Raw genomic sequence first — 18017 nt, 5'->3', positions numbered from 1 at the left:
ATTAAAAGAACTATACCGCTACCAACATCCTCGATACTAAACCGGAGACAGAATTGGATGAATTAGCAGAAATTGCATCGGTAATTTGTGACACTCCCATGTCCTTAATAACAATGGTTGACAAAGACCGTACGTGGCACAAATCAAAATACGGCTTTGATGTAGACGAGGTCAACAGAAAAGATTCATTTTGCCAACATGCCTTAGATAATCCATCCGAAATTTTGATTGTTGAAGATGCCCAATTGGATAAAAAATTCATCGACAATCCTTTTACCAAAGGAGATAATGCGATACGTTTTTATGCCGGAGCTCCTTTGGTAACAAAAAAAGGTTATGTATTAGGAACACTCTGCGTAGTAGATACTAAGCCAAGAAAACTAACAGATATCCAAAAAAGAGCCTTGTACATTCTCTCAAAAAAAGCAATGGACTATCTTAATTCCAGAAAGTTGATTTTACTGCAAAATAACAATATAGAACTCAATGCCCTTAAATTAAAAAAACTCACTGACTTAGCACCATGCATAATTTATCAATTACAAATAGCTAAAAATGGTGAAATGAAATTTGACTTTTTAAGCAAAGGAATAAATAGTTCACTACCTAATTTTGACTCAGAACTTATTAAAAAATCACCTAAATTGATTTTTGATTTTATTCATCCGGATGATCTGCCTTATGTTAAACAAAGCATTAAAGAATCATCCAAACATTTAACTGAATGGAACATTGCTTACAGAGTTAAAATATCTGAAAACAAAACAGAATGGCATTTGGGGAGAGCACTACCTGAAAAAACAAAAAAAGGTACTGTTATTTGGTATGGTACTATTCAAAATATAACCAGTCTTATTGAATACGAAAAAACAATGGAGCAGATTATGTTTGATATTTCACACGTTTTAAGAAAACCTGTCGCTAACCTTTTAGGGTTAACCAACTTAATTGAAAATGAGAAATTTAGCGAACTAAATTTCAAAGAATATGTGGGCTATATCAAAATTGTTTCGGATGAACTCGATAACTTCATTAAAAAATTGAATCAAACATACAGACAAAAAAATAAAAAAATTGCTGGATTCAATAGAAACTTTCCAAAAGCCGGAAGCAAAAAGAAAAACAACTAAACAATAGTTATAGAATCTTTATACATTTTTAAATTTAATATTCGGAATCAGCAGTTGTATTATTGGCAAAGTGAATACATGTTATCCAATCAGAAATAAAACTATCGTTATTAGATTTTCTGCTATTTACAAAAGAAGAACCTGCATAATCTCATTACAACTAACATTTTATTACCTCTAGCTATTTTCATGCTTATTTTTAGCTTTTTTAAAGGCATAATTAAATCACATAAATACTGAAAATTGAGTCAAATAATAACGCTTATTTTCTATAAATTTGTAAAAAACTAATTATGTTCTCTAAAACCTGTGAATATGGGATTCGGGCAACTATTTTCATTGCGTCCGAATCTTATCAAAACAATAGAGTCGGACTGAAAGATATTGCAAAAAAGATAGATTCTCCTGAGGCTTTTACTGCCAAAATTTTACAGATTTTATCCAAAAGCAATATTATCAATTCTATCAAAGGTGTGGGTGGCGGCTTTGAGATTCCAAAAGAAAAAATGAATGGAATTAAATTAGCTCAAATTGTAACCGCACTCGAAGGGGATTCTGTTTTTACCGGATGTGGTTTGGGTTTAAGCCATTGCTCAGAAACACACCCTTGCCCGGTTCACGAAAAATTCAAATCAATCCGAAATGAATTGGCTTTTATGTTAGAAAATACTAATTTAGAGGAATTGGCAATGGGAATTAAATCAGGAGATACTTTTTTAAGGTATTAACTTTTTAAACTAAATTAGCTTTACAAAACAAAAACAACAAACAACAACATAGTACACTTGTAATCAAGATTAAACAATGGACACAAACAAAATAAAAGATCTGAAAGAGCGCATCTTACAATTAAAAAAAGAGAAAAATGCAGTTCTTTTAGCACATTATTATCAGGAAAATGATATTCAGGATATCGCGGATTATGTAGGGGACAGCTTGGGATTATCACAAGAAGCAATGAAAGTGGATGCCGATATTATTCTTTTTGCAGGAGTCCATTTTATGGCTGAAACAGCTAAAATTTTAAATCCAAACAAAAAAGTAATTCTTCCGGATTTGAATGCAGGATGTTCTTTGGCAGAATCCTGTCCTCCGGATTTATTCAAAGAATTTATCGATCAGCATCCAGACCATACCGTTATTACTTATGTGAATTGTTCTGCCGAAGTAAAAGCATTGACTGACATTGTGGTTACTTCTGCAAATGCAGTGAAAATTGTAGAATCTATTCCAAAAGACAAGCCAATTATCTTTGCTCCGGACAAGAATCTAGGAAAATATGTGATGAGCAAAACAGGTCGTGACATGTTACTTTGGGACGGTTCCTGCGTAGTGCACGAAGCTTTTTCATTGGATAAATTAATCGAATTGCACAAGCAGCATCCGGACGCAAAAATTATTGCGCACCCGGAATCTGAAACCCATATTTTAGCTACTGCAAGCTATATCGGTTCGACTTCAGGAATGATTGATTATGTAAAAAACAATCCTAACAATAAATTTATTGTAGCTACTGAATTTGGTATTTTGCACAAAATGCAACAGGAAGTACCGGATAAAATCCTAATTCCTGCTCCCGCAAAAGAAGACAATACTTGTGCCTGCAGCGAATGTGGTTACATGAAAATGAATACTTTACAAAAAGTATACGATTGTTTAGTAAACGAAAGCCCGGAAGTTCACGTATCCGAAGACATTATCCAAAAAGCATTAATTCCAATTGAGAGAATGCTTGAATTATCAAAATAATGACAAATACCAATTACCTGATTATCGGTTCTGGTGTTGCCGGTTTGACATTTGCGCTTCGGATAGCAGAGCAATTCCCTGACAAAAAGATAACCATTGTAACCAAGGCCAATGCCGACGAATCAAATACCAAATATGCCCAGGGTGGTATAGCCATTGTTACCGATAAAAACGAAGATTCATACCAAAAACACATCGAAGATACTTTGATTTGTGGAGACGGATTATGTGATGAAGCCGTTGTAAAAATGGTGGTTACTGAAGGCCCCAAACGATTAAAAGAACTAATTGAATGGGGAGCTAAATTTGACAAAAACTCCGATGGCAATTTAAATTTAGGCAAAGAAGGCGGGCATTCTGAAAACCGTGTGGTGCATCATAAAGACCAAACCGGTCACGAAATAGAACGCGCCATTTTGATGCAGGTGTATCAAAAGGACAACATCACAGTTCTGGATCATCATTTTGCTGCCGATTTAATCACAGCAGACAATTATTGTTTAGGGGCTCTTGTTTTAGATGAAAGCACCAAACAAATAAGCACTTACCTATCTGATATTACGCTATTGGCAACAGGCGGAATAGGTCATCTTTATGGACACACCACTAATCCTGTAATAGCAACCGGAGACGGAATTGCTATGGCGTACCGCGCTCAAGCCAAGATTAAAGAAATGGAATTCATCCAATTCCATCCTACTGCTTTTTATGACCAATCTACCGGTTCTAAATTTTTAATTTCAGAAGCGGTTCGCGGTTTTGGTGCTTATTTGCGTACCAAAAAAGGACATCGTTTTATGATTGATTATGATGCCCGTGAAGAATTGGCTTCCAGAGATATTGTTTCCCAAAGCATTGATTTGGAACTAAAAAAATCAGGTGATGATTGTGTCTATTTAGATTGCACCCATCTGGATATCGAAGCTTTCAAGAAGCATTTTCCAATGATTTACAATCATTGTCTAAAATCAGGAATTGACATTGCTAAAGATTGGATTCCGGTAGTTCCTGCGCAACATTACATTTGTGGCGGAATTGTAGTTGATATGAACGGAAAAACATCTGTAACCAATTTATTTGCCTGCGGCGAATGTTCTCAAACCGGTTTACATGGTGCCAACCGACTAGCATCCAATTCATTATTAGAAGCATTAGTGTACTCGAGCAGGATTTACGAATATCTGGCCAATCCTAATTTGGAAATAAAAACAATAAAGAAGGATGTTCAGGAAATTGAAACAACAGAAAAACCGGAAATTGATACTAACTATTTGGCAAAATTAAAAGCTAATCTTCAGCATTTAATGAGGCAAAATGCAGGTATTGTTAGATATGACTCGGATTTGATTAAAGCTAAAGAACAACTTTTAAATTGGAAACAGGAAATAGAAGCAATTGGTAATACACACCAAATCAACACTTCCTATTATGAATTATTAAACATGATTACTATAGGATATTTGATTGTGACGCAATCTATTGAGAGACATGAAAATCGTGGTGGTTTTGTAAAGTTTGAATCAGCTTCATTCGTTAAAAAAAATTCCTAAGTTGATTTTAGCATTTAAAAAGACATTCAATATTTTTTTTATTAATAATTAAACCTTTTATACTTTTTATTATCTTACTGCTATAACTTTTAACATAAATCAAAAAAGAAATGAAAAAATTAATTATTGCCGCATTATTGATTGTTGGAGTAGCAGGTTTTGCTCAGGACAACAATGACAGACCACAAAGAGGAAACATGGGAAACATGACTCCGGAACAGCGTACAGAACAACGTGTTGCAAGAATGACTAAAGATTTAAACTTAGATGCAAAACAACAGGAACAACTAAAACAACTTTACGCTGACGAAGCTAAAAACAGAGAAGCCAGAATGGCTGAAATGAAAGATAAAAAAGGTCAAGGCAGAGGAGAAATGATGGCTGAACAAAGAAAAGCTATGGAAGGAAAAATGGCCGCTATCTTAACTCCTGAGCAATTAGCAAAATGGAAAAGCAATCAGGAAAAAATGCAACAAAGAATGCAGCAAAGAATGAGCGAGAGACAAGGTGGAGGAATGGGAGATGACAGACCTGCCGGCGGTAATATGGAAAACTAAAAAAAAAGCTTCGAGATTAAACTCGAAGCTTTTTTTTGCTCTTTAAAAATTACAATGTTTTCGAAACGTTATCAATTGCGTTTATTGTAAAATCTAAATCTTCATAACTCAAAGCATCGGTTATAAACCAGGTTTCATAAGCAGATGGTGCGATATAAACTCCCTCCTGCAATAAACCGTGGAAGAATTTCTTAAAAGTTTCATTATCACCTTTAGCCGCCGTTTGAAAATCAACAACAGGACTTGCATCAAAATGTACCGAAATCATAGATCCTACTCTATTGATGGTATAAATAATATTATTTGCTTTTAATACTCTATGAATTCCTGCTTCTAAATAAGCTGTTTTTTCTTCTAATCTTTGAAAAATAGCCGCATCAGTATTTAGAGATTCCAACATGGCTTTACCAGCAGCCATAGCCAATGGATTTCCAGACAAAGTACCCGCCTGATAAACAGGTCCAAGTGGCGCTAAATAATTCATGATTTCTTCGCGGGCAGCAAAAGCACCAACTGGCAATCCGCCACCGATAACTTTTCCGAAACAAACGATATCGGCATTGATATTCAACAACTCCTGAGCACCACCTTTAGCTAATCTGAAACCTGTCATTACCTCATCAAAAATTAGTAAAATTCCGTTTTCAGAACACAGTTGACGCACGCCTTCTAAAAATCCTTTGATTGGCGGTACACATCCCATATTTCCGGCAACCGGCTCTACTATAATCGCTGCAATTTCATTAGGATTCGCTTCAATTAAACTTCTTACATTTTCTAAATCATTGTATTTAGCCAACAAAGTATCTTTAGCTGTTCCAGCAGTTACACCAGGACTATTAGGTGTTCCAAATGTCATTGCACCACTTCCTGCCTGAATCAGAAATGAATCAGAATGACCGTGATAACAACCTGCAAATTTTATTATTTTATCTCTTTTAGTAAATCCACGCGCTAATCTTACGGCGCTCATACAAGCTTCGGTACCTGAATTTACAAAACGAATTTTATCAATATTCGGCACCATCGAAACAGCCAAAGCAGCAATTTGAGTTTCCAATTCGGTAGGCATCCCAAAAGAAGTTCCCAGTTTAGCTTTCTCCGTTACCGCCTGAACTACAGGTTCGAAAGCATGACCTAAAATCATCGGTCCCCAGGAATTAATATAATCAATTAATCGGTTTCCGTCTTCATCATACAAATAAGCACCTTTGGCTTGTTTTACAAAAATAGGCGTTCCTCCTACTGATTTGAATGCTCTAACCGGAGAATTTACCCCTCCCGGAATTACTTTTTCTGCTTCAGCAAATAGCTGACTACTTCTTTGGTATAACATTATGATTTTGAATTTTAGATTGTCGAGTTCTGATTTTAGATTTAATTACCTGCTCAAACCTTGGTCTCTTACGAACTCATTGAAATATTTTTGTTCTATTTGTTCTTGTTCTGAAAGTTCATTAATGGTCAAATTAGATTGCCCTAGTGGTGAAAAAAATCTCCATTTCCATATTGGGCGATATTTTATAAAAAATGTTTTTTCAGCAAATTCATCATGAATATAAACTCCACAAAAAAAACGTAAAAATAAAACCAGAAAAAAAGTAAAAATGGTAATTGAAATTTTATTTTTCATAAATTATAATTAATTCACTTTCAATTTCTGACCTACAAAAAGGGTATTATCAGACAACTTATTTTTCTCTTTTAAATCATCTACTAACAGATTGTACTTTTTAGAAATAGAATACAAGGTATCTCCTTTTTGAACCTCATAATACTCCTCATTAATAGAACGTCTATCGGCTATACTGGTATTTCGATTTTCTTTTGAGACACGTTTATTTCCGAGCACCTGCGCATCATATTGAGCCAAATTATAACGTTCTATATACGAAATTAACTTATCCGGATATTTAGGATCGGTAGCATAACCTGCTTTTCTTAATCCTTTCGCCCAAGCTTCATAATCATCTTTATCCAGTTCAAACAGACTGGCATACCTTCCTTTACCTTTTAAAAATAAAGCATGATCTCTGTAAGACTCAGCTACTTTATTGTATTTTCTAAAACATTCCTGGCTACTATCGTCATCGTGTTTAACCGAATCTCCTGTCCAATCCGAATGGCATTTGATACCAAAATGATTATTGGCACTCACTGCCAAATCTCCTCTTCCCGCTCCTGATTCTAAAATACCCTGAGCCAAAATGATACTTGCCGGAATGCCGTAGTTTTTCATGTTACTCATGGCAATATCTTTGTATTGCAAGACATAATTGCTAACATTATCATTAGTTACAACTGTTCTTGAAGATGATTCTATTATTTCTCTCCTTCCTTTAGTGGTTTTCTTGTTTTTTGAAGAATAAGAATTGTTTCCTGCAGCTCCTTTTTTAGTAGTTACAATTGGGGATTTTGTCGCATGACAACTAATTAGCGTTAAAACAATCAAAAAGAGTAGACTTTTCTTAAACATCGATATTTATTGTTGGTAATTGTTTCTTTTTCAATTTGGCATTCATTCCGAAAATTCCCTGCAATCCTCCTGTATGAATGAGTAAAATATTCGAATTAACCGGAAAATAATTCTTTTGTATCAAATCCATAATACCAAAAACCATTTTTCCGGTATAAACAGGATCTAACGGAATTTGATTCTCAATATAAAACTGATTAATGAAACGAATCAAATCTTCATTGACTTTGCCATATCCGCCAAAATGGTAATCCGTTATTAACTCCCAATTTTCGTTCTGGACAAAAATACGGATTTCATCTTGTAAAAAATCGCCTTTCAGTGCCGGAAACCCTAAAACTTTTTGATGTGGCAATGCACTATTGATAATTCCGGAAATAGTCCCTCCTGTCCCGACTGCACAACAAATATAATCAAAGCTGCTGTCTTCCGGAGTTAAAATCTCCTGACATCCTTTTATCGCCAGTGCATTCGTTCCTCCCTCCGGAACCAAATAAAAATCGCCAAATTGTTGTTCTAAATTTTTCAGAAACGAAGATTCTTTTTTCAAACGATAATCTTCCCTGGAAACAAACTCCAATTGCATTCCGCACTCCTGAGCAAATTGAAGTGTAGGATTGCTCTCGATTTTATCTCCCAATTCATCACCACGGATAATCCCTATAGATTGTAAACCCTGCTCCTGAGCAGCAAAAGCTACTGCCGCAATATGATTTGAAAAAGCGCCTCCAAAAGTGAGGAGTGTTTTTTTGTTTTCGGCTTTTGCCTGAAGCAAATTGTATTTAAGTTTTCTAAACTTGTTTCCGGAAACAACAGGATGAAGTAAATCTTCCCTTTTGATAGTAATCGAAATGGAATTTGGAAATTGTATTTGCAGTTCTTGATTCAAGGCAATTATTTTTTTACAAAGATAAAACTTATCCGGTACAGCTCATCTTAGTACAAAAGCAAATAACCAAAAGAATTCAACTTCAATATTATTTTTTTTCGAACAAATATTTCCAGAAGCCAAAAAACTTTCTTTTATTGAGATAATCCAAATCAGATTCGTTGCTATATGCCTCTCTTTCAAAGGAAATACTTCTATAGGCACGATTTTTGTTGTTGTATTTTAAGAAGAGAAATAAAAATTCAAAAATATACCAAATAAAAAAAGGAAGAATTAATAATTCTATTTGTTGTCTCAAATGAATACGCTCGTGATTAACAAAAACAGCATTAGTTTTATCGCCCGGGTATTTTAAAAACACAAATGGATACAACGTTAAGCCGCGAAAACCTTTAGGTATTAAATACTTGTTAACGAGAAAAAACATTGGATTTTAAATTTATAATTTTGTACGAATGAAAAGCAATAAAAAAATTTAATGATAGGACAAAGTAATGAAAATAAATTAATAGAAGGCGAAGATTTCTATTACACAGCCGAAGGGTATAAATGTTTTACAGAGAAATATCATTTAAAAAGAGGCTATTGTTGCAAAAGTGGTTGCCGACATTGCCCTTATGGATACGATAAAAAAACCGGGACAAACAAGAAATAATAACAGCAATTAAAACTTTTCCCTTTTTTATCGTTCAAATTAAAAACCTGAATTTTAATTATACATTAGTAATCAAACAATTGCATTATGAAAACATTCAAAATAATTCCGCTGTTATTTCTTTTTCTCTTAAGTGCCTGTAGCTCGATAAGAGTTAACTCTGATTACGATAGCCGTGTTGATTTTAGTCAATACAAAACCTACGCTTTTCATAAAAAAGGTATTGACCGGGTTCAAGTATCCGAATTAGACAAAAAAAGAATACTACACGCTATTGATGATGCTTTAAGTCAAAAAGGCATGAGCAAAAGCGACAATCCTGACTTACTCGTTAATATTTTTACAAAAGAAAGAGAACAAATTGACGTAAACCAATTCAATATGGGTTGGGGTTACGGTTGGGGATGGGGATGGAATCCTTATTTCTGGGGAGGCAACACCTATGTAACCTCTTCTACCCAAGGAACGCTCTATATCGATTTGATTGATGCTAAGAAAAAAGAACTAATCTGGGAAGGACAGGGAATTGGTATACTTACCGAAAACAGAAAAGAAAAAGAAAAACAAATCAATGAATTTGTTTCGAAAATTTTAGCACAATACCCTCCTACTGAAACAAAAAAATAAATCTTTTATTCACAGAACTAAAAAATCTGTATATTTGAAATACAATCCTAAGAGATGAACAATACTATTAACATACGTATCGCAATTAACATTATTATTCGATAATAATGACGGAGTGTTATGTAAATAAGTAATCAAAATACCATTTATCCAACCTCCCACAACGGGAGGTTTTTTTATAGCTGTAAAATATGAATCTGTTAAGCCAAATACAAGAAGCCCAAAAACAATTACAGGATGTAGTTATGGCTACGCCTTTGTCAAAAAACTTAAATTTATCTAATGAATTTGCTGCCCGGATTCTGTTAAAAAGAGAAGATTTACAAACCGTGCGTTCCTATAAAATCAGAGGTGCTTACAATAAAATTAGTACACTTAGCGCAGAAGAACAGGAACAGGGTGTAATATGTGCCAGTGCCGGAAATCATGCGCAAGGCGTGGCCTATTCCTGTAAATTACTCCAAATAAAAGGCAAAATATACATGCCCAAAACCACTCCAAAACAAAAGATAAAACAAGTGAATCTTTTCGGCGGTTCCTTTGTTGAAATTGTACTTACAGGAGACACTTTCGACGATGCTTACGCAGCCGCAATGGAGGATGCTACCAAAAACAAAATGACTTTTATTCATCCCTTTGATGATGTAAAAGTTATTGCCGGTCAGGGAACTGTAGGTCTTGAAATTTTAGAAAGCTATAAAAAACCTATCGATTATGTCTTTGTTCCCATCGGCGGCGGCGGGCTGGCTGCAGGACTTTCGGAAGTTTTCAAACATTTAAGTCCTGAAACCAAAATAATTGGTGTTGAACCGGAAGGAGCAGCATCAATGAAAACTTCTATCGCTAATGGCAAAGTGAGTGTTTTAGAGAATATCGACAAATTTGTTGACGGAGCTGCAGTAAAACAAGTCGGAAAAATAACTTTTGACATTTGTAAAAAAAACCTAAACGACATTATTCTTGTTCCCGAAGGAAAAGTATGTACCACTATTTTACGCCTGTACAACGAAGAAGCCATGGTAGTTGAACCCGCAGGTGCATTAACTATTTCAGCATTGGATTTTTATAAAGAAAAAATAAAAGGAAAAACTGTGGTTTGTATAGTAAGCGGAAGCAATAACGACATTGAACGCACCGCCGAAATAAAAGAACGCTCTTTACTCTACGAAGGACTGATGCACTATTTTATGATTCAGTTTCCGCAACGTCCTGGTGCTTTAAAAGAATTTGTCAATGATATTTTAGGTCCTGACGATGATATTACCTATTTCCAATTTACCAAGAAAAACAGCCGTGAAGTAGGTCCCGCCGTTGTAGGTTTAGAACTCAAAAACAAAAATGACATTTTTGCTATAAAAACAAAAATGGAGAACAAAGGATTTGAGTACAAATACCTGAACGAAAAACAGGATTTATTCAACCAATTAATAGGCTAAAAATAGCTTAAATTTGCCATTCATTATTTTCAAAAAAACATGCCTGATTTAATCGATATCCAAAATCTTGACGACATCAAATTGTTAGTTGACACTTTCTATGGAAAAGTGCAAAAAGACACACTCATTGGCCCCATTTTTAATGAAAAAATAGGCAATAACTGGCCGGCACATTTAGAAAGAATGTATCGTTTTTGGCAAACTATTTTATTGGAAGAACATACTTATTCAGGCAGTCCGTTTCCTCCTCATAAACATTTACCAGTAGAAAAGGAACACTTTAATCGTTGGATGGAGATTTTCACAGAAACTATTGACAACCTTTTTGCAGGACCGTTAGCCGAAGAAGCCAAGCTTCGCGCCAAAAATATGGCTGAAATGTTTTTTTATAAAATAGATTATTTTAGAAACGGAGGTCGGGATTTTTTCGGAAGTTAAACACTTACAATTTGATTTTTTGCGTCAAATCGTTTTCGTTTTCAATAGTATTTCCTTCGTATTTTAAAGTCCAACCCAAATTATTAGTTAGAATAAAAAGCTTCGACAATTCGCTTATTAATCGGTTTTGAGCATTTTTTTTCAACGAAGAATTGGCTATTTTCTTTGCTAAATTAGCCCTTACCTGCTTGTTGATTTTATTGTAATCATCTCCTGTAAAAGGATTTAATTTGCTTTGTTCTACATCATAGAATTTTATATCGGGACTGATTTTAATTTCTTCTTTTGGAATACTTATAATCGTAATGGTTTTATTTTTCTCATCAATATCGTATTTCATTTGGTGCAAATCATAAGCCACCGTAACATCAGCATTGACAACCAAAAGCGCTTTCTTTTCGAACGAAAGCATATTCATTAGGTATTTTTGCTGGTTTTTATAAGTAATCACCTCTGCAAAATGTCCTTCGGTAACCACCAATTTCCCAACATTTACTATTTGCTGCTGAATCAAATTCGTATTGTAATCCAATGTCGAATCATCATCTTTCCTGAATTGGCAAAACTTAAACAACAAAGCAATACAAACAACAATTCCCAGTCCGACAAGTATTTTTTTCAGCATAATTAAAATTTCATAAATGGATATTCCGAACACAATTTAGTAATTCTTGCCTGAAGTTTTGCTACAAACTTTTGATGACTTTCGGATTCTGGATTAAAAGACCTATGCGACAAGCCTTTCTGAATCCCTTCTACCTCATCCATAATTGCAAAAGCTGTTTTTGAAATAAAAGTTTCTTTAAATCGCTGCCAAATGTAATCTATTGCTACCTGATTAGGATGCAACATATCTTCGGCATAAAAACGATAATCACGCAGGTCGTCCATCATGATTTCATAACTCGGAAAGTAGTTATAAGTTATGAGTTGTGAGTTATGAGTTGAATGAATTGCACTGATTAAATGCGCCTTACTTAGGTTATTTTCGACAAAGCCGTCTTTGATATGACGCACAGGTGAAACGGTTAAAACAAATTTTGCTTCCGGATTTAAAGATTGGATTAAGCGAATCGTATTTTGAATAGAAGTCTGAATCGTTTCTACAGAAAGAATTTCCTTAGTAAATTGCTTTTGAGGCACTTTATGGCAATTAGCCACTATTTCCTGACTTTCAATATTGCGATACACCCAAGCCGTGCCGTAAGTAATTTGGAAATGAGTCGATTTTGTTATCTGCTCATGTGTTGAATTGATTAACTGATTTAACAAGCCTAAAAAAACTTCTTTATCAGGATTAGAAAGCTCCGAATGCACTTCAAAACAATGCCATAAATCATTATGAAAGAAAATATCTTTTTCTGTAAAATACTGTTTATTAACGACTTTTTCTGTTAATTTCTCAATCGAAACCGGATTGAAAATAATTCCAAAAGGATTGCAGTTGTTTTTAAACTTATAATAATCCAATTTGGCAGCTATATTTACCGCAAAGCAAGAACCCAAACTTAGAATTTCGGAATGATAATCGATTGGAAACTGACTTTCTGAAATAGTTATTGCGGTACGAAATTGCATTGGAGTTTTTTTCCAAAAATAAGTATTAAAACATTAATACAAATACTGGATTTTAGAATAATTAGGATTATTCAAACTGGCTTCTGATACTTGTTCAACAGGATAATTATCAGCGTCGTATTTATAAGTTGTTGTATACATTTTAGCCGAAGAAATGGTTTGTTCCCCATCAATAACTGTGGTTTCGGCAACTGTCATAACAACATTATTTTTAGAAATAGCAGCTCCTTTATCCAATAATTTATCATAACCTAAAACACTGAAATAAGGATTATTAAAGGTATCATAATCAAAAGTAATTTTTGAAGTAATCACTTTATCTTCATCAACTACATCAAAAACACATTCTTTTTTAATGAGATTATCGTTTTTAAAGTACAAAATACCATGATAAACTCTCTCACCTTCTCCTTCAGAAGTTCCTTTGTATTTTTCAAAAGATACAGTACCATCCGTGTTATGGGTATAATAAATCTCATAATCTTCGGAAGAACTTACCTGAACCAATTTTTCTTTAGCATACTTGTAATCTAAAACAATACTTGATTCATTATCTTTATTATAAATTACAATTTTAGTAATTAAGCCACCATCGTAAGTATAATCTATTCTTTGTTTGGAATTCTCAGCACTAAGGATTTGATTTTCATAATATTTAAAAATGGAATTTTCAGCAACACCATTTTCAGTAGTTTCTATCATTTTGATAAAGTTTTTACCCTTATCGTCTTTGTCATTAGCACAAGAACTCAAAAGAATAACAACAATAGAAATAAAGAAAAATATTTTAGTTAAATTTTTCATGATGTATAGGTTAATTGAACTTGATATTTTTGGGTTTCCAAAACTATATATTAAATAGAGCTAAGCCAACAAAACAAGTTTAACGACCTAAAAACTCGTTCAAAGACTTTTTATAAAACAAAAACGAGTCTAAAAAGACCCGTTTTTGTTTTACATAGCTATTTTATTATTTTTTCAACTTTGGAGCTTTGTAAGGATGTTCTTTTAATTCAACAATCAAAAATTTCGCAGTTTTACTACCTATATTTTGAGTTGTATGTGGACGTTCAGGTTCACTTATCCCTGATTCACCTGCTTTCATTTTATACATTTCTACTTTCCCATCCTGATAACTAACTTTTAAATTCACATCGGTTAAAGCATAATAAAAATGTGCCGGGTGAGTGTGCATAATTGTTTTTTTTCCAGGTTCAAGAACTACTTCTGATGCATGAATCAATTTTGAATTAGCTAATTCTCTCCCCATAACCTTGTCTTTATTGTTCATCATCTGCGCCGAAAGATTAAGATGACACAGCAAGAAAAACAACAAACCTTCAACTATTACTAATGTACTTCTTTTCATGATTTCGAATATTAAATTAAAACAAATCACTGAATACCAATAAAATAACAAATTTACAACTTATTACTTCAGCCTCATAAAAACAACATTAATATAATTTTACACCTGTAAAAAATCATTTAATTATTCTTCGGGAAACACTCAAAAAACTTTTATCAATATTAAAAAACCACAATTTCAAGAGTCTTTAAACTTCATTTTTTTATCGATTAAAAACATTGACATAGCGGTTTAAAGAGTTTTTTATCCTTTCAACGATTTTAAGTTGTTTACTTACAAATTGCTTCTACATTTGACAAGTATAGCATTACAATTATTATGAAAAACATATTCAACCCTGTTTACAGACATGATTTTTTAGAAGGTTATTCTAATGGTCAAAATCCTTATTCAAAAGCGAATAACAACTCTTCGAATTCGGCTTTTAACGAAGGTTTCAATTCTGGTAGACTTGACTATGAAAGTCTAAATGGAAACATACTTGACGGAATTCCGAAAAAAATTATAACCGACAAAATCTTAGACGAATTTCTATTAGCAGGCTTATTAGGCATTAATGTTGATACTGATGGTTATACTCATTTTCAGATAGGAGTTTTACTAAAATGGTACCAAAGCGGCATTGAACAATACAACCCTAAAGAAAACAATTATTTACTGGATATCCTGGAAGAAAACGGAATCGAAGTAAGGCATTCTGAAAAATAAAAATCCCCCTAAAAAGAAAACCCTTTTAGATTGCCTACACATTCTAAAAGGGTTTGTTAATTTTATAAAGTTAACTTTTACTTCACAAACTCGATTGCTTTTGATAAAGCTTCCGGAATTCCGGCCGGGTTTTTACCACCAGCGGTAGCAAAGAACGGCTGTCCTCCTCCTCCTCCCTGGATAAACTTTCCTAATTCACGAACTACCTGACCTGCATTTAGGTTTTTCTCAGCTACTAATTCTTTAGAAATATAACAGCTTAACATTGGTTTTCCTTCTTCGGCTGTAGCCAAAACTAAAAACAAATTAGTACCTAAATTTCCTAATTCGTAAGCTAAATCCTTAGCTCCTTCCGGGTTCAAATCTACTTGTTTTGCTAAGAACTGAACTCCGTTTATTTCTTGCAATTCCTGAGCCAATTCGGCTTTCATATTTTTAGCTTTCTCTTTCAACAAAGCTTCTACTTGTTTTTTTAACTTGGTATTTTCATCCTGTAAAGAAACCACTGCTTTAACAGTATCCTGTGGATTTTTTAATGCCGATTTAATTTCGCTCAACAATTCTTCCTGCGAAGCAAAAAACTGTCTTACACCATCACCGGTAATCGCCTCAATACGACGGATTCCCGCTGCAACTGCTCCTTCTGAAACAATTTTGAAAGACCAAATATCAGCCGTGTTATTCACGTGAATACCTCCACACAATTCCATGCTGTCGCCAAATTTGATTGCACGTACATTATCGCCATATTTTTCCCCAAATAAAGCCATCGCTCCTTCGTCAAGAGCTTGTTGGATTGGAATACTTCTTCTTTCAATTAATGGTAATTGTTCCTGGATTCTGGCATTTACAAAATCTTCTACCTGTTGTAATTCCTCATCCGTTACTTTTGAGAAATGAGAAAAGTCAAAACGTAAATTCTTTGGATTCACCAAAGATCCTTTTTGCTCCACATGTGTTCCTAAAATGCTTCTCAAAGCCTGGTGCATCAAGTGTGTTGCCGAGTGATTTTTAGAAGTATCCGCTCTTAAATCGGTATTTACTTTAGCTACAAAAGCAGCATTTAAGTTTTCCGGCAGTTTTTTAGCAAAATGCAGAATTAAATTATTCTCTTTCTTAGTATCTATAATTTCGATGCTTTCATTAGCAGCAACCAAAGTTCCTTTGTCTCCTACCTGTCCTCCGCCTTCCGGATAGAATGGTGTAGCGTCTAAAACGATTTGGTACAAAACACCGTCTTTCTTAGAATCTACTTTACGAATACGGGTAATTTTCACTTCGTTTTCTGTTTGGTCGTAACCTACAAAAGATTCTACATTGCCATCAACCAGAATTTTCCAGTCGTCAGTAGAAACTTCTGAAGCGGCACGGGAACGTGATTTTTGTTCCTGCATGGCTTTTTCAAAACCGGCTTCATCCAAACTAAATCCTCTTTCTCTAAGAATCAAAGCCGTTAAATCGATTGGAAAACCAAAAGTATCATACAATTCAAATGCTTTTGCTCCTACAACTTCTTTCCCTTTGGTTTCCGCCATTACATTTTCCAATAATTGCAATCCTTGGTCAAGAGTACGCAAGAAAGAAGCTTCTTCTTCACGAATCACATTGGTAACTAAAGTTTGCTGTTTTTTGATTTCAGGGAAAAACTCGCCCATTTGATCTGCTAAAACAGCTACCAACTGATTGATAAAAGGCTCTTTGGTATTCAGGAATGTAAATCCGTAACGAATAGCACGACGTAAAATACGACGAATTACATAACCCGCTCCAGTGTTCGATGGCAATTGTCCGTCGGCAATAGCAAAGGCTACCGCACGCACGTGATCTACAACCACACGAATCGCAATGTTAATTTTGTTTTGCTCTTCGCTTATATTTTTAACTTCGTTAGAAGTGTATTTCAATCCTGTAATTTGCTCCACTTTTTCAATTAGCGGTGTAAATACATCGGTATCATAATTAGAAGTTACGTTTTGCATGGCCATACACAAACGCTCAAATCCCATTCCTGTATCTACGTGCTGTGCCGGTAATTTCTCTAATGAACCATCGGCTTTACGGTTGAATTCCATAAATACGTTGTTCCAAATTTCCACTACCTGCGGATGATCGGCATTTACTAAACTGAAACCTGAAACTTCAGCTCTTTCAGCATCAGTACGCAAATCGATATGAATTTCTGAACAAGGTCCACAAGGTCCCTGATCTCCCATTTCCCAGAAGTTATCTTTTTTGTTTCCAAGGATAATACGGTCTTCAGAAACAAATTGTTTCCAAATATCAAATGCATCCTGGTCAAAAGGAACATTTTCAGCTTCGTTTCCTTCAAAAACAGAAACATACAAACGGTCTTTATCCAATTTCAATACTTCTGTCAAAAATTCCCAAGCCCATGGAATAGCCTCTTTTTTGAAATAATCACCAAAAGACCAGTTTCCTAACATTTCAAACATCGTATGGTGGTAAGTATCAAAACCTACATCCTCCAAATCGTTGTGTTTTCCTGAAACACGAAGACATTTTTGCGTATCGGCAATACGATTACTTTTAGGTGTGGCGTTTCCTAAAAAATACTCTTTAAACTGTGCCATTCCTGAATTATTGAACATCAGGGTTGGGTCGTCTTTTAGGACAATAGGTGCCGAAGGAACAATTAAATGTCCTTTACTTTCAAAGAATTGTAAATACGCTTTGCGAATGTCTTGTGATTTCATTTTTATATTTTAAAATTAAAAGATTTAAAAATTAAAAAATTCAAATATCTGGTTTTGAACAACTTCAATTATTCACTATCCCGCTAAATTAAATCTCTTGTAAAATTCACAAATTCAACAATTTTCAAATCATTAAATTTT

General features: G+C 34.2%; 19 protein-coding genes. 10 read left to right on the top strand and 9 right to left on the bottom strand.

The genetic code is table 11. The annotated features are described in order from the left end of the window. The first annotated feature begins 53 nt into the window (after positions 1-53). The 5 genes from BLR17_RS16420 (at position 54) to BLR17_RS06725 (ending at position 4986) form a co-directional block, all read left to right on the top strand. The gene (locus BLR17_RS16420; protein ID WP_139148977.1) at positions 54-1130 is read left to right on the top strand and encodes a GAF domain-containing protein; all 1077 of its coding nucleotides are present in this window, start codon (positions 54-56) and stop codon (positions 1128-1130) included. Between the two features lie 293 nt (positions 1131-1423). Continuing rightward, positions 1424-1858 carry an RrF2 family transcriptional regulator gene (locus BLR17_RS06740; RefSeq protein WP_066326593.1) on the top strand — a complete coding sequence of 145 codons (435 nt, stop codon included), beginning with the start codon at positions 1424-1426 and terminating at the stop codon, positions 1856-1858. A 76-nt stretch (positions 1859-1934) separates the two neighbouring features. Then, complete coding sequence (nadA, locus tag BLR17_RS06735; protein WP_066326595.1) at positions 1935-2879, top strand: quinolinate synthase NadA; 945 nt, start codon at positions 1935-1937, stop codon at positions 2877-2879. Further along, complete coding sequence (gene nadB, locus BLR17_RS06730; protein ID WP_066326597.1) at positions 2879-4429, top strand: L-aspartate oxidase; 1551 nt, start codon at positions 2879-2881, stop codon at positions 4427-4429. Before nadA ends, nadB begins: the two co-directional genes overlap by 1 nt. Before the next feature lie 110 nt (positions 4430-4539). Next, positions 4540-4986 carry a hypothetical protein gene (locus tag BLR17_RS06725; RefSeq protein WP_066326598.1) on the top strand — a complete coding sequence of 149 codons (447 nt, stop codon included), beginning with the start codon at positions 4540-4542 and terminating at the stop codon, positions 4984-4986. A 49-nt stretch (positions 4987-5035) separates the two neighbouring features. Here the strand turns inward: BLR17_RS06725 and hemL are convergent, their stop codons facing one another. The 4 genes from hemL to BLR17_RS06705 are packed head-to-tail and all read right to left on the bottom strand — an operon-like array spanning position 5036 to position 8351. Further along, positions 5036-6322 carry a glutamate-1-semialdehyde 2,1-aminomutase gene (hemL, locus tag BLR17_RS06720; protein ID WP_066326600.1) on the bottom strand — a complete coding sequence of 429 codons (1287 nt, stop codon included), beginning with the start codon at positions 6320-6322 and terminating at the stop codon, positions 5036-5038. A 45-nt stretch (positions 6323-6367) separates the two neighbouring features. Beyond that, complete coding sequence (locus BLR17_RS06715; protein ID WP_066326602.1) at positions 6368-6619, bottom strand: hypothetical protein; 252 nt, start codon at positions 6617-6619, stop codon at positions 6368-6370. 9 nt (positions 6620-6628) lie between these two features. Continuing rightward, entirely contained in the window at positions 6629-7462 is an 834-nt protein-coding gene (locus tag BLR17_RS06710) for a glucosaminidase domain-containing protein (RefSeq protein WP_066326606.1), read from the bottom strand. Next, positions 7455-8351 (bottom strand): 1-aminocyclopropane-1-carboxylate deaminase/D-cysteine desulfhydrase, encoded by an 897-nt coding sequence (locus tag BLR17_RS06705; RefSeq protein WP_066326607.1) that lies wholly within the window; start codon positions 8349-8351, stop codon positions 7455-7457. Before BLR17_RS06705 ends, BLR17_RS06710 begins: the two co-directional genes overlap by 8 nt. A 478-nt stretch (positions 8352-8829) precedes the next feature. Between BLR17_RS06705 and BLR17_RS16485 the strand changes: the two genes are divergently transcribed. The 4 genes from BLR17_RS16485 (at position 8830) to BLR17_RS06685 (ending at position 11507) form a co-directional block, all read left to right on the top strand. Beyond that, positions 8830-9006, top strand: a complete 177-nt coding sequence (locus BLR17_RS16485; protein ID WP_169817149.1) for a C1orf53 family protein — start codon at positions 8830-8832, stop codon at positions 9004-9006. Between the two features lie 87 nt (positions 9007-9093). Continuing rightward, a complete protein-coding gene (locus tag BLR17_RS06695) occupies positions 9094-9633 on the top strand; it encodes a DUF4136 domain-containing protein (RefSeq protein ID WP_066326612.1) in 540 nt (179 codons plus the stop codon). 191 nt (positions 9634-9824) lie between these two features. Continuing rightward, entirely contained in the window at positions 9825-11069 is a 1245-nt protein-coding gene (ilvA, locus tag BLR17_RS06690) for a threonine ammonia-lyase IlvA (protein WP_066326614.1), read from the top strand. Positions 11070-11108: 39 nt separating this feature from the next. Then, positions 11109-11507, top strand: a complete 399-nt coding sequence (locus BLR17_RS06685) for a group III truncated hemoglobin (RefSeq protein WP_066326623.1) — start codon at positions 11109-11111, stop codon at positions 11505-11507. 4 nt (positions 11508-11511) lie between these two features. On the opposite strand, the gene BLR17_RS06680 is transcribed toward BLR17_RS06685, so the two are convergent. From BLR17_RS06680 to BLR17_RS06665, 4 genes are all read right to left on the bottom strand, one after another. Then, a complete protein-coding gene (locus tag BLR17_RS06680) occupies positions 11512-12132 on the bottom strand; it encodes a DUF4230 domain-containing protein (protein ID WP_066327486.1) in 621 nt (206 codons plus the stop codon). 2 nt (positions 12133-12134) lie between these two features. Then, complete coding sequence (locus tag BLR17_RS06675) at positions 12135-13085, bottom strand: GSCFA domain-containing protein (RefSeq protein WP_066326625.1); 951 nt, start codon at positions 13083-13085, stop codon at positions 12135-12137. A gap of 33 nt (positions 13086-13118) precedes the next feature. Next, positions 13119-13889 (bottom strand): hypothetical protein, encoded by a 771-nt coding sequence (locus BLR17_RS06670; protein WP_066326627.1) that lies wholly within the window; start codon positions 13887-13889, stop codon positions 13119-13121. Positions 13890-14055: 166 nt separating this feature from the next. Then, positions 14056-14454 (bottom strand): cupin domain-containing protein, encoded by a 399-nt coding sequence (locus BLR17_RS06665; RefSeq protein WP_066326629.1) that lies wholly within the window; start codon positions 14452-14454, stop codon positions 14056-14058. 318 nt (positions 14455-14772) lie between these two features. Between BLR17_RS06665 and BLR17_RS06660 the strand changes: the two genes are divergently transcribed. Then, positions 14773-15162: a hypothetical protein gene (locus BLR17_RS06660; RefSeq protein WP_066326631.1), complete on the top strand. Its 390-nt coding sequence runs from the start codon at positions 14773-14775 to the stop codon at positions 15160-15162. Between the two features lie 77 nt (positions 15163-15239). On the opposite strand, the gene alaS is transcribed toward BLR17_RS06660, so the two are convergent. Further along, positions 15240-17876, bottom strand: coding sequence for an alanine--tRNA ligase (gene alaS / locus BLR17_RS06655; protein WP_066326632.1), 2637 nt, complete (start codon positions 17874-17876; stop codon positions 15240-15242). Positions 17877-18017 lie beyond the last annotated feature (141 nt).

The organism is Flavobacterium glycines (assembly GCF_900100165.1).
Lineage (GTDB): Bacteria > Bacteroidota > Bacteroidia > Flavobacteriales > Flavobacteriaceae > Flavobacterium > Flavobacterium glycines.
Note: the sequence above shows the minus strand (reverse complement) of the source record. Positions and strands in the feature narration are given on the sequence as shown.

Coding starts and splice junctions, on each gene's coding strand:
- BLR17_RS06670 (WP_066326627.1), bottom strand. CDS start 13,889: ATGAAAAATTTAACTAAAATATTTTTCTTTATTTCTATTGTTGTTATT.
- BLR17_RS06725 (WP_066326598.1), top strand. CDS start 4,540: ATGAAAAAATTAATTATTGCCGCATTATTGATTGTTGGAGTAGCAGGT.
- BLR17_RS06680 (WP_066327486.1), bottom strand. CDS start 12,132: ATGCTGAAAAAAATACTTGTCGGACTGGGAATTGTTGTTTGTATTGCT.
- BLR17_RS06660 (WP_066326631.1), top strand. CDS start 14,773: ATGAAAAACATATTCAACCCTGTTTACAGACATGATTTTTTAGAAGGT.
- BLR17_RS06740 (WP_066326593.1), top strand. CDS start 1,424: ATGTTCTCTAAAACCTGTGAATATGGGATTCGGGCAACTATTTTCATT.
- BLR17_RS16485 (WP_169817149.1), top strand. CDS start 8,830: ATGATAGGACAAAGTAATGAAAATAAATTAATAGAAGGCGAAGATTTC.
- alaS (WP_066326632.1), bottom strand. CDS start 17,876: ATGAAATCACAAGACATTCGCAAAGCGTATTTACAATTCTTTGAAAGT.
- BLR17_RS06715 (WP_066326602.1), bottom strand. CDS start 6,619: ATGAAAAATAAAATTTCAATTACCATTTTTACTTTTTTTCTGGTTTTA.
- ilvA (WP_066326614.1), top strand. CDS start 9,825: ATGAATCTGTTAAGCCAAATACAAGAAGCCCAAAAACAATTACAGGAT.
- BLR17_RS06695 (WP_066326612.1), top strand. CDS start 9,094: ATGAAAACATTCAAAATAATTCCGCTGTTATTTCTTTTTCTCTTAAGT.
- BLR17_RS06710 (WP_066326606.1), bottom strand. CDS start 7,462: ATGTTTAAGAAAAGTCTACTCTTTTTGATTGTTTTAACGCTAATTAGT.
- hemL (WP_066326600.1), bottom strand. CDS start 6,322: ATGTTATACCAAAGAAGTAGTCAGCTATTTGCTGAAGCAGAAAAAGTA.
- BLR17_RS06675 (WP_066326625.1), bottom strand. CDS start 13,085: ATGCAATTTCGTACCGCAATAACTATTTCAGAAAGTCAGTTTCCAATC.
- nadA (WP_066326595.1), top strand. CDS start 1,935: ATGGACACAAACAAAATAAAAGATCTGAAAGAGCGCATCTTACAATTA.
- nadB (WP_066326597.1), top strand. CDS start 2,879: ATGACAAATACCAATTACCTGATTATCGGTTCTGGTGTTGCCGGTTTG.
- BLR17_RS06665 (WP_066326629.1), bottom strand. CDS start 14,454: ATGAAAAGAAGTACATTAGTAATAGTTGAAGGTTTGTTGTTTTTCTTG.
- BLR17_RS06685 (WP_066326623.1), top strand. CDS start 11,109: ATGCCTGATTTAATCGATATCCAAAATCTTGACGACATCAAATTGTTA.